11 protein-coding genes and 2 tRNA genes are annotated in these 16,145 nt (G+C 31.6%); 11 read left to right on the top strand and 2 right to left on the bottom strand.

The features are described 5' to 3' along the window. The 11 genes from B0B05_RS08390 to B0B05_RS08440 form a co-directional block, all read left to right on the top strand. On the top strand, positions 1–299 hold a 299-nt coding region (locus B0B05_RS08390), incomplete at its 5' end, for a transposase (protein ID WP_143745975.1). A 298-nt stretch (positions 300–597) separates the two neighbouring features. Beyond that, positions 598–876, top strand: coding sequence for a helix-turn-helix domain-containing protein (locus B0B05_RS08395; RefSeq protein ID WP_076783216.1), 279 nt, complete (start codon positions 598–600; stop codon positions 874–876). 62 nt (positions 877–938) lie between these two features. Next, positions 939–2,165, top strand: coding sequence for a primase-helicase family protein (locus B0B05_RS08400; protein WP_076783217.1), 1,227 nt, complete (start codon positions 939–941; stop codon positions 2,163–2,165). Positions 2,166–2,587: 422 nt separating this feature from the next. After that, positions 2,588–3,349 carry a toprim domain-containing protein gene (locus B0B05_RS08405; protein WP_159435862.1) on the top strand — a complete coding sequence of 254 codons (762 nt, stop codon included), beginning with the start codon at positions 2,588–2,590 and terminating at the stop codon, positions 3,347–3,349. A gap of 258 nt (positions 3,350–3,607) precedes the next feature. Next, a complete protein-coding gene (locus B0B05_RS08410) occupies positions 3,608–4,816 on the top strand; it encodes a hypothetical protein (protein WP_076783219.1) in 1,209 nt (402 codons plus the stop codon). 139 nt (positions 4,817–4,955) lie between these two features. Then, on the top strand, positions 4,956–5,285 hold the full coding sequence (locus B0B05_RS08415; RefSeq protein WP_076783220.1) for a helix-turn-helix domain-containing protein: 330 nt from the start codon (positions 4,956–4,958) through the stop codon (positions 5,283–5,285). Next, a complete protein-coding gene (locus B0B05_RS08420; RefSeq protein WP_076783221.1) occupies positions 5,285–8,254 on the top strand; it encodes an Eco57I restriction-modification methylase domain-containing protein in 2,970 nt (989 codons plus the stop codon). Before B0B05_RS08415 ends, B0B05_RS08420 begins: the two co-directional genes overlap by 1 nt. Then, entirely contained in the window at positions 8,232–9,854 is a 1,623-nt protein-coding gene (locus B0B05_RS08425; protein ID WP_245799267.1) for an Eco57I restriction-modification methylase domain-containing protein, read from the top strand. Before B0B05_RS08420 ends, B0B05_RS08425 begins: the two co-directional genes overlap by 23 nt. Positions 9,855–9,857: 3 nt before the next feature. Continuing rightward, a complete protein-coding gene (locus tag B0B05_RS08430) occupies positions 9,858–11,768 on the top strand; it encodes a Piwi domain-containing protein (RefSeq protein ID WP_076783222.1) in 1,911 nt (636 codons plus the stop codon). Between the two features lie 12 nt (positions 11,769–11,780). Beyond that, a complete protein-coding gene (locus B0B05_RS08435; RefSeq protein ID WP_076783223.1) occupies positions 11,781–12,833 on the top strand; it encodes an SIR2 family protein in 1,053 nt (350 codons plus the stop codon). Positions 12,834–12,859: 26 nt separating this feature from the next. Further along, positions 12,860–15,841 (top strand): DEAD/DEAH box helicase, encoded by a 2,982-nt coding sequence (locus B0B05_RS08440; protein WP_228454851.1) that lies wholly within the window; start codon positions 12,860–12,862, stop codon positions 15,839–15,841. A gap of 94 nt (positions 15,842–15,935) precedes the next feature. On the opposite strand, the gene B0B05_RS08445 is transcribed toward B0B05_RS08440, so the two are convergent. Then, positions 15,936–16,019: transfer RNA gene (locus B0B05_RS08445), tRNA-Leu, on the bottom strand. 41 nt (positions 16,020–16,060) lie between these two features. Beyond that, positions 16,061–16,133 (bottom strand) — tRNA-Gly (locus B0B05_RS08450). Between the last annotated feature and the right edge of the window lie 12 nt (positions 16,134–16,145).

Consider the following 16,145-nt stretch of genomic DNA (forward strand, 5'->3'; position numbering starts at 1 on the left):
AATCGATTGATAATCAAAGCATTGTTTTCACGGATAAAAGCACATCATACGTTGATATTTCAGATTTTGTTGAACTTCATATCACCGAAAAATCTGATAAAGAAACTACCAACGAAACCTTAAAATGGGTTCACATCACCATCAGCAATGCTAAAAGAAATCTATTGGGAAATTATCATAAAATCAAAAGAAAATATCTTCAATTGTATCTCAACGAATTTATTTACAAACTAAATCGAAGATATTTCGGAGACAAACTATTCGAAAGGCTCATTATTGCTAATATTACAGCAGTATGATTAAAAACGGATATACATAAAGGATTTTTAAACGAAATACAGCATCCTTTATTTTTGAATCTAGTAAAAAACGTTAAACTTTGTTAAAAAGAAAAAATTTTAGTTAAATTTAGTTAAAAATTGAATTTCGCTGAAAAGACTAATCTGGATTAATTTAGATTAATCTGGATTGCAAAAAAATTATTCTGGACTAATTTGGATTAATTTAGACTGTTCTGGACGAATCATAACTATTTGATTTTCAATAATTAAGTTGATATTATTGCATTTGAATTTAAAATAATTAAAATACAATCAAATGTCAGTAAAACTTTACTCCCACTCCAAATCCGATTTGGAAAAAGCGGTTGAAATCATTCTAAAGAAAGCAACCGAATTTACATTGCCGACTAACAAAGCAGAAGAACAACCCGAAGATTTAATTTCTCAAATCGAAGCCACAAAATTTTTGCACATTTCTGTTCCAACAATTATTGAATGGCGGAAAAACAAGAATCTGCCCCATTACAATTTTAATGGGCGATACTATTATTCTAAAAAGGAACTTTTGGAATACGGAAAAAACCAAAGAAAGTAAACGGTCAGTTTGCACTGTATAATTTCTATTGTATAACAATTCGTATTAAAAACCTTTTTAAAATGAGCAAAATACCTTACATCCGAGTCGGAACCACCTATTACAAAATCATAGAAAAACCATTAATTTCGGGGGACACAACCTCGGTTTTGGTGCGTTGGAATCGCGAAACAATCATTAGCGATCACGGCAAATCTTTCCTTTCGTCGATTTCAAAATATGATGGTCTTTGCTGTATCCCGGAGCATATAGATTATCAACAAATTGTTCGAGGTTTTTATAATATTTACAACGAAATTCCATTCTCTCCTTCATCTGAAAACGAAAACTTCAAAAATGAAATTCCTTTTTCTCTGAATTTTGTGAAGCATATTTTCGGGGAACAATTGGAATTAGGTTTAGATTATTTGAAAATCCTTCTTCAATATCCCACGCAAATTTTACCGATTCTTTGTTTGGTTTCCAAAGAAAGAGCTACTGGAAAATCAACTTTCATCAAATGGTTGAAAGAAATTTTCGGATTGAATATGACTTACATTAAAGGTGACTCCTTCGGAAGTCAATTTAATTCGGATTGGGCGGCAATGCTTGTTGTAGCGATTGATGAAGTATTTTTTGATAAAAAAGAAATTACGGAAAGATTAAAATATTTATCGACCACAAATAAAGATAAGTTGGAAGCGAAGGGAAAAGACCGAGAGGAAATTGATTTTTTCGCCAAGTTTATTTTGTGTTCCAATAACGAAGAAAATTTTATTCAAATCGATGAAAACGAAATCAGGTTTTGGATTCTCAAAATTAATCCAATAAAGATTGAAAACACAGAGTTTCTCGACAATCTTATCTCCGAAATACCCCATTTTCTTCGGTTTTTAATTGAGAGACCATTTTCAACTGAGAAGAAAACAAGAATGTGGTTTTCAGCTGATGAAATAAGAACAAAAGCACTTCAAAAACTGCTTTTCAAGAATAACAATAAGCTAGAATCTAAAATGATTGAGCTGTTGTACGAATTTTTTGAAAGCAACAACGATGAAGAAATTAATGTCGTTCCGCAAGATATTCTCAATATGATGAACCGAATGTTTCGACCAATGTATTGGACAAGAAACGACATTCGAACAATTTTAAAAGAAACTTGGAAGCTGAATCCACAAAACAACGGCTTAACCTACATCAGATACGACATTGATTTTGCAGGAATTTTCTATCAAAACAATTCCGTTGGGCGATTTTTTACCGTTAAAAAAGATTTCGTTCTTCAAAAATATGTTGAATTGTTGAATTGATTCATAAAAAAAAGAAAATCAAACAATTAGTTCTCTACAAAATCCTCAACAAACTTTTAAACCCACTTTTTTGTTGAATGTTTGTTGAGCATAAAAATTCAAGCTTGTTGAGTTGTTGAGCTTTTGTTGAATGACTAACTATTCTAAAATCAATCATTTATTGTGTTTTCTCAACAATTCTACAGAAAATCACAATAATTAATACCCGAAAAATCTACAAGATGAATTGCAAACAATTTAATACAATTCCGTTGGAAGAAGTCCTCCAAATTCTCGGACACTTTCCCACCAAACAAACGGCAAAAGAAGCGTGGTTTCTCAATCCTTTTGCTACCGAAAACCACGCCTCTTTTAAACTGGATAAAAGAAACAACATTTGGTATCTCCATTCGGAAGGAATCGGTGGAAACAATACCGATTTTATGCAAAAATATTTGAAAGCTTCCGTAAAAGAGGTTTTAGAATGGGCAGAAAAGCAAAATTTTTCTTCTTTTCAACCGCAAAATAGTATTCAAAAACAAAATAGCTTAAAACAAAACTATCAAATCACAGAAATTAAAGAACTCCAAAACGAAAATCTGAAAGACTATCTTCATCAAAGAGGTCTTTCGACAAAGGTTCATCCGTTAGTCAAAGAAATTCATTTTAGGATTGACCAGAAAAACCTTTATGCTATTGGTTTTGAAAACCTTTCAGGAGGTTGGGAGCTTAGAAATCTATTTTACAAAGGGTCATTACTAAAGAAAGACATTTCAATTCTAAATTTCAATAATGAAAGCCAAAATCAAAATAAAATAGGAAAAAGAATAGCCGTTTTTGAAGGTTTTATGGATGCTTTGTCTTTTGTTGAAATGAAACCATTTTACAAAGGCGATGTATTGGTGATGAATTCCATTTCATTATTGAATAGAACCAAAGAATATTTAAAAAACTATTCCGAAATCCATTTGTTTTTAGACAATGACAAAGCTGGAGAAACTTGTAAAAATTCAATTCTGAAATCATTTCCCGAAGCCAAAAATCATTCTGAAATTTATGCTCTTCATAAAGATTTAAGTGAATACTTCGTTTTCAGAAACAATACAAAAATCGAAAAACAACAGCAGGTAGAACTAAACCCAAAACAAGAACAGGAGGAAAGCGAAATCAATCAAGCTCATCAAACTTACAGAAGAAAACGCTGATACTGCGTGCGTTTATTTTTCACCAACTATCGGCAAAAGTTAGGAGCTCATTCGCAACTTTGAAGGTCGATACTCTCCCAACAAAGTTTCTTCTTCGCTCTGCGAGGCTTTACCTGTATAAAATAGCACAAGGTTCAACTTTCTTAACCTATAAAAAATAATGCAAGGTCATTGTACAACCTGTATAAAATAGATACAGGTTGTTAGGTAACCTGAGTAAAAAAGATACAGATTACATCATCATCAAATTTAACAAAAATGAAGACATCAATCAATTTCAAAGTGGCAAAATCTGATTCCGAAATTCATAATTTCAGAAAGAAATCCTTTGATTATATCCGCAAAGATTTAACTCATAAAAATGAATATTGGATGGAGCAAAAAATTGCAGATCGAGTCCAAAAAATTGAATCGTACTGCAAAGAAAATTCAGGTAGAAAATTACAGAAAAATGCAATGCCAGTTCGGGAAGCTGTTGTGGTTATTAAAGAAAATACCACGATGCAGGATTTGCATAACCTATCAAAAAGATTGGAAGAAGAATTGAAAATCCGAATTTTTCAAATTGCCATCCATAAAGATGAAGGACATTATGACAAAGATACCAAAGAATGGAAGCCTAATTATCACGCTCATTTGGTGGCAGATTGGCAGGATTTGGAAACGGGAAAAACATTGAAACATCAATCTTTTCATTACTCAAAAATGCAGGATTTGGCAGCAGAATGTTTGGAAATGGAAAGAGGTGTTTCTGGTTCTTTGGCAAGATTAGAAGCGGTAGAATTTAAAATCAAGAAAAGAGAAGAGGATTTGAAAATTTTGGAAGAACGATACCGCCAAATGCAACAAGAGATGGAATCTAAAAATTCAGAGGAGTTTATCGTAAAAGAATCAGACTTTCTAGGTTTTCAGAAAATAAAAACAGATAAAACCATTGAAAACTACGAAAAGGCATTCAAAACGAATAACATTCAACTTCTCAAAAACAAAACAGAACTGGAATCTAAAGAGAAGCATATTGCAGAACTGAAAACAAAAATTGAAAGTCTAAAAAAAGAAGTTTTATTTTTCAAAAGCAAAAACTCCGCTCTCTTAACCAATGAAACCGTTTTTGCTGTTGAAAAGAAAAAATATATGGATTCGGTAGAAAATACACTTAAAAAAGCCATTTTGCAAGAAAGTATAAAAATTCCGAATCTGCAAAATCTAAATGATACTGAACTAAAAGATAAAATGATTGAGATAATTGAAAAAACTTCAAAAGAAAATAACATTCCAGTTTCGGCTTTTGAGGAGGTTTTTAGAATTTCAGAAAAACAAATTAATTTGTTTTCGTTATTGCGGTTTGATCATCGGGAAAACAAGGCTAGTGAACAAAATAAAGTTAATTCGACGAAAGATAATTCGCTAAATATAGAGAGTCAAATTATGAAAGAGCCTGAAGAAAGAAAAGGATTCAAGAGATAATCTTGTAATGAATATTTATCAATATGTATTTTTTATTGGTAAACAAATTAACTAAGTTTTAATATGAATTGAAATGTTTTTTATATATTTGGACAATAAATGTCCTAAAAATATTTTCAAGAAATAAATTTTCAGAAAAATGAAAAAATCATTTGGAGAACTAATACGTGAATATCGAGAAATAGCTGGACTTCCTTTAAGAAAGGTTGCCGCACATATAGATATTGATCCATCTACATTAAGTAAAATTGAACGAGGAGAACGATCCGCACACAAAGAAATGATTCCCTTATTAGCAGAAATATTAAAAGTTTCAGAACAAGATTTAACACTAAGTTTATTAAGTGATACGGTTGCAGAATCTCTAATTTATGAGGAGAATACAACTGAAATCCTAAAGGTGGCAGAAGAAAAAATAAGATATTTCAGAAGTAAAAATTATCAACAAGGAAAGCTAAATTTTGAGTAATGGAAATAAGAGACTTGATACGAAGATTTGAAACTGAACACGACAGATTCACAAAGGTTTCTTATAATGAGACACAATTGCGAACGGATTTTCTTGACCCTTTCTTCACGATGCTGGGTTGGGATATAACAAATATGCAAGGAAAACCTACAAATGAAAGAGAAGTTTTGGTTGAGGAAGGTTTGCGTTCAGAAGCAAATGAAAACACAAAGAAGCCTGATTATACTTTTAGACTTTTTGCCGAAAGAAAATTTTTTGTAGAAGCAAAGAAACCTTTCGTTAAAGTTGAAACTGATCCACAGCCTGCAAAACAGGTTAGACGATATGGATTTACAGCAAAACTAAAGATTTCAGTCCTTACAAATTTTGAATATTTGGCAATTTATGATTGTTCAGAACCTGTTCAAAATACAGATAATGCTTCAAAACGAAGAGTGAAACTATATCATTTTTCAGAATATGAAGAAAAGTTCGATGAAATAAAGTCTCTTATTGGTCAGGAAGATGTTTACTCAGGAAGATTTGATGAAGTATGGAGTGATATTGAACATCAAATCCAAAGATTTAATGTTGATGATTTGTTCTTGAAGCAAATTAATGAGTGGCGCATCCTTTTAGGAAATGAAATCCTCACTAAAAATCCTGAAATTGATGAATTTCAATTAAACGACCTTGTTCAGAGTTATATTAACAGTGTTGTTTTTTTAAGGGTCTGTGAAGACAGGAATTTAGAGATTTACAAAACACTTTTAATATTGGCTGAAAATGAGGATTTCAGTGCTTTAATAGAAAAATTTAGGTCTGCCGATACAAAATATAATGCTGGGCTATTTTCTCAACCATTAAGTGACGAAATTATTTCAAATGAAAGTACAGCATTTTGGCAAATCATCAAACAACTTTATTTTCCTGAAAGTTCTTACTCCTTTGCTGTTTTTTCATCAGATATTTTAGGGCATATTTATGAGATTTTTCTCAGCGAACAATTAAAAGTAGAAAATGGCAATATTGTTCTTAGAAAAAAACCTGAAATTGAAGATCGAGATGTAGTAACCACTCCGACTTTCATTGTCAGAGACATATTGAACGAAACAGTAAAGAAATACTGCGAGGGTAAATCAGCAGGCGAGATACTGAATTCAAAATTTGCTGATATAGCTTGTGGCTCTGGAGCATTTTTACTTGAGGCATATCAACTTTTACAGGATATTTTAGTCGATTATTTTATAGTAAACGACCAATCACAACTTGTACAAACTGGAGTTAACAGTTACAAACTGAAATTTGAATATAAGAAACGGATTCTATTGCAATGTATTTTTGGAATTGATAAAGATTTCAACGCTGTTGAAGCTTGTAAGTTTGGACTTCTTCTAAAATTGTTAGAAGATGAAAACAATGATAGTATAACGCATCCTGCTCTTCCAAATTTAGATGAAAATATTCATTATGGAAATAGTTTAGTTGATTCTACGAAAACGAATCAAAGCGATATAGAATATATTAATCCATTTGATTTTGGAGAAGAAAAATTTGATGTTATTGTAGGGAATCCTCCTTATATGGCTACCGAACACATTAAGCGTTTTACTCCAGTAGAACTTCCTATTTATAAAGAATTTTTTGACTCTTCATATATGCAATTTGATAAATATTTTCTATTTATTGAAAGAGGTTTTAACTTACTTAATTCTAATGGAGTTCTTGGGTATATTATTCCGAGTAAGTTTGCAAAAGTTGGTGCAGGAAAAAAATTGAGAGGATTGCTTTCCGATAAAAAGGCAGTTGAAAAAATTATTTCATTTGGAGCAAATCAAATTTTTAAGGATAAGACCACCTATACCTGTATTCTAATTTTGAAAAAGACTGACCAAAACTCTCTACTTTACCACGAAGTAGAAAAATTAGAAAATTGGAAAGCTAAAAACTATACAGTAAATTATGATGGTGTTGAATTTTCAAGTCTAAATGAAGAAACTTGGATTCTAATGCCCAATCAGTTAAAATCACTGTTTTACGATATTTCATCTCAAAGTATAGAATTGGGAAGTTTAATTGGAAGCGAAAATATTTTTAATGGAATACAAACCAGTAAAAATGATATATACATTCACACACTAACAAGAGAAGATGATAATTACCTGTTTTTCAATCTTGATGAATCAGAGTGGAAAATTGAGAAAGAATTAACAAGACCATATTTCCAAACATCAAGAGGTGTTGACAATCTCAATACTTACAGAAAGTTGAAACCAAATTCATTTGTTATCTATCCCTATAAAAACGAAAATGGAAATATAAATTTTGTCGACATTCAGGCTTTACAAAGAGATTATCCTGAAACATTTAGCTTTTTAGATACATATAAATCTAGATTGGAAGGTAGGGATATTAAACCCGTGCCAGAAACAGAAAATGAATGGTATCGATTTGGACGTCATCAAAGTTTGGATAAATGCGATGTTCCTGCGAAAATAGTTGTTGGCGTATTATCTCAAGGAGATAAATATGCAATAGACACCAATCATACTTTTATCTCATCAGGTGGAACAGCTGGATATTGTATGATTACTATGCCAGAACGTACGCCTTATTCTATATACTATATACAGGCACTATTGAATTCAAAATATTCAGAATGGTTCGCTTCACTTTATGGAGAAGTATTTAGAGGTGGATTTATTGCAAGAGGAACAAAAGTTCTTAAGAAACTACCAATACGGAAGATTGATTTTGAAAACATTGATGAGAAAACGTTGCACGATGATATTGCATTATTGCAACAAGAATTAATTCAATTACAGGAAAGTATTGATAATACTCAAAATAATAATAGACGACTTATTCCTCTACAAAGGCAGTTTTCAATGAAGAAAAGAGAAATGGATTTATTATTGAAAAGATTGTATAACCTTGGAGAAGAAGATAGTCTTATCCCAAAAATAAATGAAAGTTATGGTGCTGATTAATGAAGCCAGTAAAGAAAAGTTGCGAGGAGGATTTTATACTCCAAAAGATATTGCTGATTTTATCTTGAAATGGGCAATAAATGGCAATAAGGAAATGGATATATTAGAACCCAGCTGTGGTGATGGTGTTTTTCTCCAAATAATGAAAGAAAAGAACATTCCTTATAATTCTATTTCAGCAGTAGAATTTGACGAAACCGAATATCAGAAAGCTTTGTCGATAGATTTGGAAAATTCTTTCATTGTTAATGATGATTTTCATAACTATTGCTTGACAACAAGAGATAAATTTGATTTAATCATTGGGAATCCTCCGTATATCAGATATCAATATTTCAGCAAGGATCAACAAACTCTTGCTGAACAAATTTTTAGAAAATCAGGTCTTAAGTATACAAAACTAACAAATGCTTGGGTTTCATTTGTAGTGGGTTCAAGTCAGTTATTAAAAGAAAAAGGTAAAATAGCATTTGTTCTTCCAGCTGAACTTCTACAGGTTTCTTATGCTCAACAATTAAGGGAATTTTTAGCTCATTTTTACAATAAAATAAATATTGTCTCTTTTGAAAAACTAGTTTTTCCTGAAATTCAACAAGAAGTTGTTTTACTACTTTGCGAAAAAGACGGAACAAGCTCTCATAAAATTGAACATTTAGAATTGCGAAATGCTGAAAGTTTGAAAAATTTAGATATTTTAAAGCTTAAAAATCCTCAGAAAAAAATAGATTTTAAAACCAATAAGTGGACATTTTATTTTCTAGAGCAAGATGAAATAGATTTTTTAGAAAAATTGCAGGAAAGTAAAAGAGTTCCAAAATTGGGCAAGTATGCAGATGTTGAAGTAGGAATAACAACAGGCTCTAATCCGTTTTTTACAGTTCCATTGGCAACTGTTCAATTTTATGATTTAGAAAAATATGCAAAGCCGCTAGTGGGCAGAAGTGTACAAGTGCCAAGCTTAATTTTCACAGAAGAAGATTGGAAGAAAAACAGAGATATTCAGGCTCGTACGCATCTACTTACTTTTCCTAAAATGAACGATTTAAATGGTTCATTAGGTGCAAGAGATTATTTAGAATATGGCATTGAAGAAGGAATAAATAAAGGATATAAGTGTGGAATAAGGGATGAATGGCAGATTATACCCTCTCTTAAAATTTCTGATGCTCTTTTTATAAGGAGAAATCACCTTTATCCAAAACTTATCATTAATGATGCAAAAGCATATACAACCGATACAATGCATCGGGTAAGTATCAAAAAAGAGGTTAATCTATACGCTTTTACAGCAAGCTATTACAATTCATTATCCTTTGCATTTGCCGAAATTTCAGGAAGAAGTCACGGAGGAGGTGTTTTGGAACTTATGCCGAGTGAAGTAGAAAATATATTTCTCCCATATCATAAGTCAAACGAAACCCTTGTTGAAACTATTGACAATATGATTCGTACAAAAGAAAGCATAGATAGAATTCTTGAAATTACTAATAAAGAAATTTTGATGAATAACTATGGTTTTTCAAAAGAAGAAGTTGATATGGCTGACAGAATTTGGAAGAAATTGTCGAAACGTAGGTTAAATAGAGGAAAAAATTTATAACAAATGGCAAACATCAGATTAAATATATTGCCTGTTTCTGAAACCAACTTTTCCTTTAAAGTATTCAGAAAACTAAAGCAAGAAGATGACACAAAAGAAGATAAAATATATCAGTATCAGCTTCCAATTGCCGAAGATTTAAAAGACCGAAAGCCTTTTCTGGTTTCTTTTGAACCTAAAGAGAATTTTGTGGAGTATGTTGCTTACGCAAACTATGCAATAGGATTAACTAAACGTTTTTTGCTGAATCAATTATTTGATACTTTAACAACTAATGGTTGTACTCTTCCTTTTGAAACTAAAAGACGATTTGCGGAAGAACAAATTGAATTTACACTTCACGAATTCCAACAAGGGAAACAGATAATCTCATTATCACCTTTTTATTTAGAAGAACTGAAACAATTTGGGTTTATTATTGATTTCAGATTTTCAAAAAATAAGGACTTGCCATTCAATAAAGAGGTTCAGGTGTTTAGCTTGAGCCTTGACAGACAAGGGCGAAGTAATAAAAATTACTATTCCGATAAATTCAAATTGATTAATAGTTTTCTGGATAAAGTTTATAACGAAATTCAAGCTATCAATCAAAATAATGGCAATACAATTCACATTGAAAGAGGTTTAATAGAAACACCAATATTCCAATTAAACAAGAAAGAGTATATTTTTAGTAATAAAAGCACTGCAAATTCTCAATTTCAAGGCATTAGAAATTATGGTCCGCTTCAAAAAATTGACAAGGAAGTTATTTTTGCATTCATTTTTGAAGAACGATTTAAATCATTTGCTAATGAATTGTTTTTAAGTCTAACAGGCAAATCAAACCCAGGAACTTTCCCTGGATTTGAGCAAATGTTTGGAGTGAAAATAAGTACAAATAATGTAAAAAAGATTTCGATTGAAGGTTTCTCTAACGAAGAATTACTCAAAATAGTTGACACCGTAAAAACTTTACAAGATTCCGAACCGAATAAAAAAATAATAGGTATTTACATTGAAGACTATGCAATAGATGTTGAAGATAATGCAGCCTCGAATCATTACTATTATTTAAAATACAACTTCATAAAAAACAATCTTGCTTTGCAAGTTGTGAATTACCGAAAATTAGGCGAACGTAATTCTTTAAAGTGGTCAACTTCCAATGTTGCATTAGCAATGTTTGCTAAAATGGGAGGTATTCCTTGGGTAGTTAAACCAAGTAATAACAATTGCTTAATTCTTGGAGTTGGTAGCTCTCACAAAAGAGATTTTGAAACAGGTTTAATAACCAAATACTTCGCTTACACGGTATGTTTGGATTCAAGCGGTTTATATAAAACTCTTGAAGTCTTAGCAGATGAAACAACTGAAGCAAATTATTTAGAAAACCTTAAAAATAATTTAGTAAAAATACTTAATGATGGAAGAATGGAGAATTATAAAACTTGTGTTTTACATCTGCCATTTAAGATTAAACATAAAGAAATTTCAGCTATATCTGAAGCCATACAACAAATAAATAACATAGATTTTGTAGCGATAAAAGTAAATCTTGACAATAAATATTTTGGTTACAGCTTCCATAATACACTTGTGCCCTACGAAAGTAGCTTTGTAAAGTTATCCAGAAGCGAATATTTGGTTTGGTTTGAAGGATTGCTTTATGGAAAAGAAGTTGTTGATAAGAGGCTTTCCAATCCTGTTCATATACAGTTTTTAAATTTAGACAATTCAAAAGGTTTTGATGAAAGGAAATATTTGCAAGATGTATTAAACCTGTCGGGAGCAAATTGGAGAGGTTTTAATGCCAAGTCTATTCCTATTTCCATATATTATTCTCAAATAATTGCGAAATATACCGAAGCATTTGAAATGATTGACGGGTATGAAGAAAACTCTATTTCAAATGACAAACCTTGGTTTTTATAAAAAATTAGTATAATGGAAATAAAGGGCGAACATCTATTATTTTTACTTGGAGCAGGAGCAAGCGTTGACGCAGGTATTCCTATTTCAAATCAAATGGTAAATAATATAGAAGACTTAATAGTTAAACACGATGATTGGAAGCCTTATAAGGATTTATATTTTTATCTAAAAAGTAGTATCAATTATTCTGACGGAATTTTGGGGAAGTTCAATGAACTTTTTAATGTAGAAAGATTACTTATTGTAATTACAGAAATCGAAAAACGAGAAAGCAATATTATGTATCCTTTCATTGGGACGTGGAACATTCGTTTGCTTGATTTGGCAGGAAACAACTTCGAAAACATAAAGAAGTTCCACAAACTAATCAGAAAACAACTAAATGAGTGGGTTGGATTAAGAAGCTATGATGATGCTAATTATTTTCAATCATTTTCTTCTCTCTCAACCGATGTCGGAAACCTAATGAAAGTTTTTACGCTTAATTACGATATGTGTTTTGAAAATATTGTAGGCAAGGATAAAACTATAGAATTAGGATTTACAAAAGAAACAAACGAATGGCATCAATCAAACTTTGAAAACATCGAAGGAAAACATTACAATCTTTATAAACTTCACGGTTCAATTGATTGGTATTTATCAGAAGAAAAGCTGCATAAAAGTCAAAAGATAGAATCAGAACCTGAATTAATATTTGGTATTCAACACAAAATGACTTCTGTTGACCCGTATTTTTACTATTCGTCTGTTTTAAGAAATTCTTGTTTCAACGAAGCCAAAATAATTGTTGTCATCGGATATTCTTATGCTGACGACTATGTTAATGTTATTTTATCGCAAGCTTTAAATTCACGAACTGAACTTAGGATAATAAATGTTGCACCACTATTTGGGAGAAATGAAAAAACAGAAAGAGATTTTATTATGAAACGACTGAATTTGAAAAGCGAAAATCAACTTATAAATATTGACAATAAAGCCAAGGACTTTATGACAAATATTATGAACAAAGAATTTTTTGAAAATAACATTGGTGAACCTGAAGGAGTTCCGTTTGAATAGAATATCTTGTTAATCTGTCAATTAAAGTGAATAAAAAAGAATTGATGAATGAGATTGCGTCTAATAAAATTAATGTTTTCATTTTCCTATTCAGAGGACGAGAGGATGTATTTGCTGTTCGTTGGGAGAAAACGGGAAAGTCTGGATATATGCCCGCTTATCATTATGATCCATATCAATATCGCATTCATAAAATGAATGGCGGAACATTTGCAAATTATCCACACAAAAATTATTTACCACTTACTGATAACGAAATTCAAAAACACTTAAACGGTGTTCAACAAATTGGAGTTTATCCATTGTTGCAGGATAATACATCTTGGTTTTTGGTGGCTGATTTTGATAAGCAAAATTGGACAGTAGAAGCCATCAATTTCTTAAACGCTTGCAAAGAGAAAAGCATTCCTGCCTATTTGGAGCGTTCCCGTTCTGGAAACGGAGGACACGTTTGGGTCTTTTTTGATAGGGCTTACCCTGCAATCCGAAGCAGAAAAATTTTCATTTCGATTTTAGAACAATCGGGAGCGTTTTCAATGTTTGATAAAAGTTCCAGTTTCGATAGATTGTTTCCAAATCAGGATTTTCTTTCGGGAAAAGGTTTGGGAAATTTGATTGCTTTGCCATTTTTCAAACCTGCAATGGAAGAGGGGAATAGTTGTTTTATCAATCCCGAAAATTTTGAACCTTATCCAAATCAATGGCAATTTTTAAATGAAATAGGGCGAGTTTCGATAGAAATTTTAGACAAATTATATCAAGAAATTTCCACCTATCAAAGTCTCCCGATTCCCAAAAACAACAACGGAAAATTGACGATTTTGCTTCAACAAAATATAAGTGTTCAGAGAGATGGATTGACAACTCCGCTTATCAATTTTCTCAAAGAAGAATTGAATTTTACTAACTCGGAATATTTCATCAAGAAGAAATCAGGAAAAAATACGTTCGGAACGGAAAAGTATTTTAAACTCGCGGAAGAAACGGAAAATCAAATTATTATTCCAAGAGGTTTTATAGGAAAATTGCTTCGGTTTTGCAAAGAGCAAAATTTGGAATTTGATTTTCAGGACAATCGAAAATTGAAAGACGAAATCTCGTATTCATTCAATGCAACATTGAGAAATCATCAGGAAAAAATTGTAGAAACCGTCTCAAAAAAAGATTTTGGTGTTATCGTTGCTCCGCCCAGTTCTGGCAAAACGGTAATGGGTTTAAAGATAATTTCAGAGAAAAAACAACCTGCATTAATAGTTGTTCATCGAAAACAATTATTGGAACAATGGCAGGAACGTGTTCAGGCTTTTATTGGAATTCCTAAACAAGAAATTGGGATTATTGGGCAAGGCAAAACAAAAATTGGAAAACAAATTACCATTGCAACCATTCAAAGTTTACCGAAACAAATTGAGCAAATCCACAACCAGTTCGGAACTATTTTGGTAGATGAATGCCATCATATTCCTGCTGAAACTTTCCGCAATACCATTGATAAATTAAACACGTTTTATCTTTACGGATTGACGGCAACTCCATTCCGAAAATACAATGATGATAAACTGATTTTTGCATTTCTTGGGGAAATCATTTCAGAAATTACATCTAACGAAATAGAAAACTTCCAGCACGCTCAAATTATCGTAAGAAACACCAATTTGGACGTTCCTTTTAATTCTAAAACTGACAATTTTGAAACACTTTCAAAGATTTTAGTTCACGATTCGGAACGGAATAAACTTATTTTGAATGACATTAATAAGGAAATTCAAAAAGGAAAACGGATTGTCATTATAACTGAAAGAAAAGAACATATTGATACACTTTATATTTTCCTGAAGCAATCTTATGAAGTTGTTACTTTGAGTGGAGATGATTCCGAAAGTAACAGAAAGTCCAAAAGGCAAACTTTACTACAAGGCAATTTTCAAGTGTTAATTACAACAGGACAATATTTTGGAGAAGGTTCGGATTTGCCAAACATTAATTCTTTGTTTCTAGTATATCCTTTTTCTTTCAAAGGCAAGTTGATTCAATACATTGGTCGTGTACAGCGCTCGGAAATCAATCCAACAATTTATGATTATCGGGACATCAAAATTGACTATTTAAACAAACTTTTTTTAAAACGAAACACCTATTATCGTAAAATAGCCAAACAAGCAAGTTTGTTTGACGAGCCAACCGAATTTATCCCCGAAAAACAAAATTTAATCATTGAAAGACAAATCAAAATCGCCATTGAAGATTTAGACTTCGGATACGGCAATGTTGGCTTTGAATATGTTGATAAAGAAAGCAACCAGCGATTTAATTTTGAAATTGAAAACGAAGAATTCCGACCAGAATTTGAAGTTTTGAAACCTTATTTAAGCAAAGTTTTAAAGTCAAAATCAGTAATGATTGATATTTATGCCGAGTTAGAGAATGGAGTGATTTTATCGCAATTAGCCACTTCTTCCGATATTGAAAACATCAATAAAGAGCTCTTGGAAAGTGTGAAATTTAAATTTCTGAACAAAAATTTTATTGGTCAGATTTCGACATCAAAACAAAATATCCTGACAACTAATGAACTTCCAAAAAATCAAAATATTTATTCCGATGCTGAAAGTATTTTGGAAGATTTGCTAAAAGTAAAACAATATAAACATTCCAAACACATTCAATTTTTAGCTGACAAACACGAACGAAACGTGATGAAACTACGATTTGCTTTACAGCCATTTTCATTCGTCTTTTTGATTGCAGGAGAACAAAATTATCACATAATTTTAGAGACATTAGATACCGAAGAAGCAACTTACATTTGGCATTTAGAAAAAAGCAAATCTGTACTAATAGACACCATAAAACAAATAGACAAAGAACTGAATATCATAAAAGAAAAAGGGCGACAGGTTTATTTGGAAACTAATCCACAGAACTTTTCAAGAATTGTTCACGATTATTCTGATAGCAATAAAGGTTTCACGATTTGGAAAGGGCAATTGGAAGAACGACTGTATTAATCAATTTCAGTTATTGACAATTTTTTTAATCCCCCTTTTGTTCCCCCTTAAAAAACAAAAACGCTGAAAATCAAATGATTAACAGCGTTTAGAGTACCCCAGACGGGACTTGAACCCGTACGTCCTTGCGGACACAGGATTTTAAGTCCTGCGTGTCTACCAATTCCACCACCAGGGCGAGGTAAAAAAAAAGAAGTTTAAATAAACTTCTTTTTTTTGAGCGAAAAACGGGGCTCGAACCCGCGACCTCAACCTTGGCAAGGTTGCGCTCTACCAGCTGAGCTATTTTCGCAAAAAAAATTTC

It is taken from the genome of Epilithonimonas bovis DSM 19482, assembly GCF_900108115.1.
In the GTDB taxonomy this organism is placed as follows: domain Bacteria; phylum Bacteroidota; class Bacteroidia; order Flavobacteriales; family Weeksellaceae; genus Epilithonimonas; species Epilithonimonas bovis.

Excerpts from the sequence above, each read along its gene's own strand:
- B0B05_RS08395 (WP_076783216.1), top strand. The coding sequence starts at position 598 with ATGTCAGTAAAACTTTACTCCCACTCCAAATCCGATTTGGAAAAAGCG.
- B0B05_RS08400 (WP_076783217.1), top strand. The coding sequence starts at position 939 with ATGAGCAAAATACCTTACATCCGAGTCGGAACCACCTATTACAAAATC.
- B0B05_RS08405 (WP_159435862.1), top strand. The coding sequence starts at position 2,588 with ATGCAAAAATATTTGAAAGCTTCCGTAAAAGAGGTTTTAGAATGGGCA.
- B0B05_RS08410 (WP_076783219.1), top strand. The coding sequence starts at position 3,608 with ATGAAGACATCAATCAATTTCAAAGTGGCAAAATCTGATTCCGAAATT.
- B0B05_RS08415 (WP_076783220.1), top strand. The coding sequence starts at position 4,956 with ATGAAAAAATCATTTGGAGAACTAATACGTGAATATCGAGAAATAGCT.
- B0B05_RS08420 (WP_076783221.1), top strand. The coding sequence starts at position 5,285 with ATGGAAATAAGAGACTTGATACGAAGATTTGAAACTGAACACGACAGA.
- B0B05_RS08425 (WP_245799267.1), top strand. The coding sequence starts at position 8,232 with ATGAAAGTTATGGTGCTGATTAATGAAGCCAGTAAAGAAAAGTTGCGA.
- B0B05_RS08430 (WP_076783222.1), top strand. The coding sequence starts at position 9,858 with ATGGCAAACATCAGATTAAATATATTGCCTGTTTCTGAAACCAACTTT.
- B0B05_RS08435 (WP_076783223.1), top strand. The coding sequence starts at position 11,781 with ATGGAAATAAAGGGCGAACATCTATTATTTTTACTTGGAGCAGGAGCA.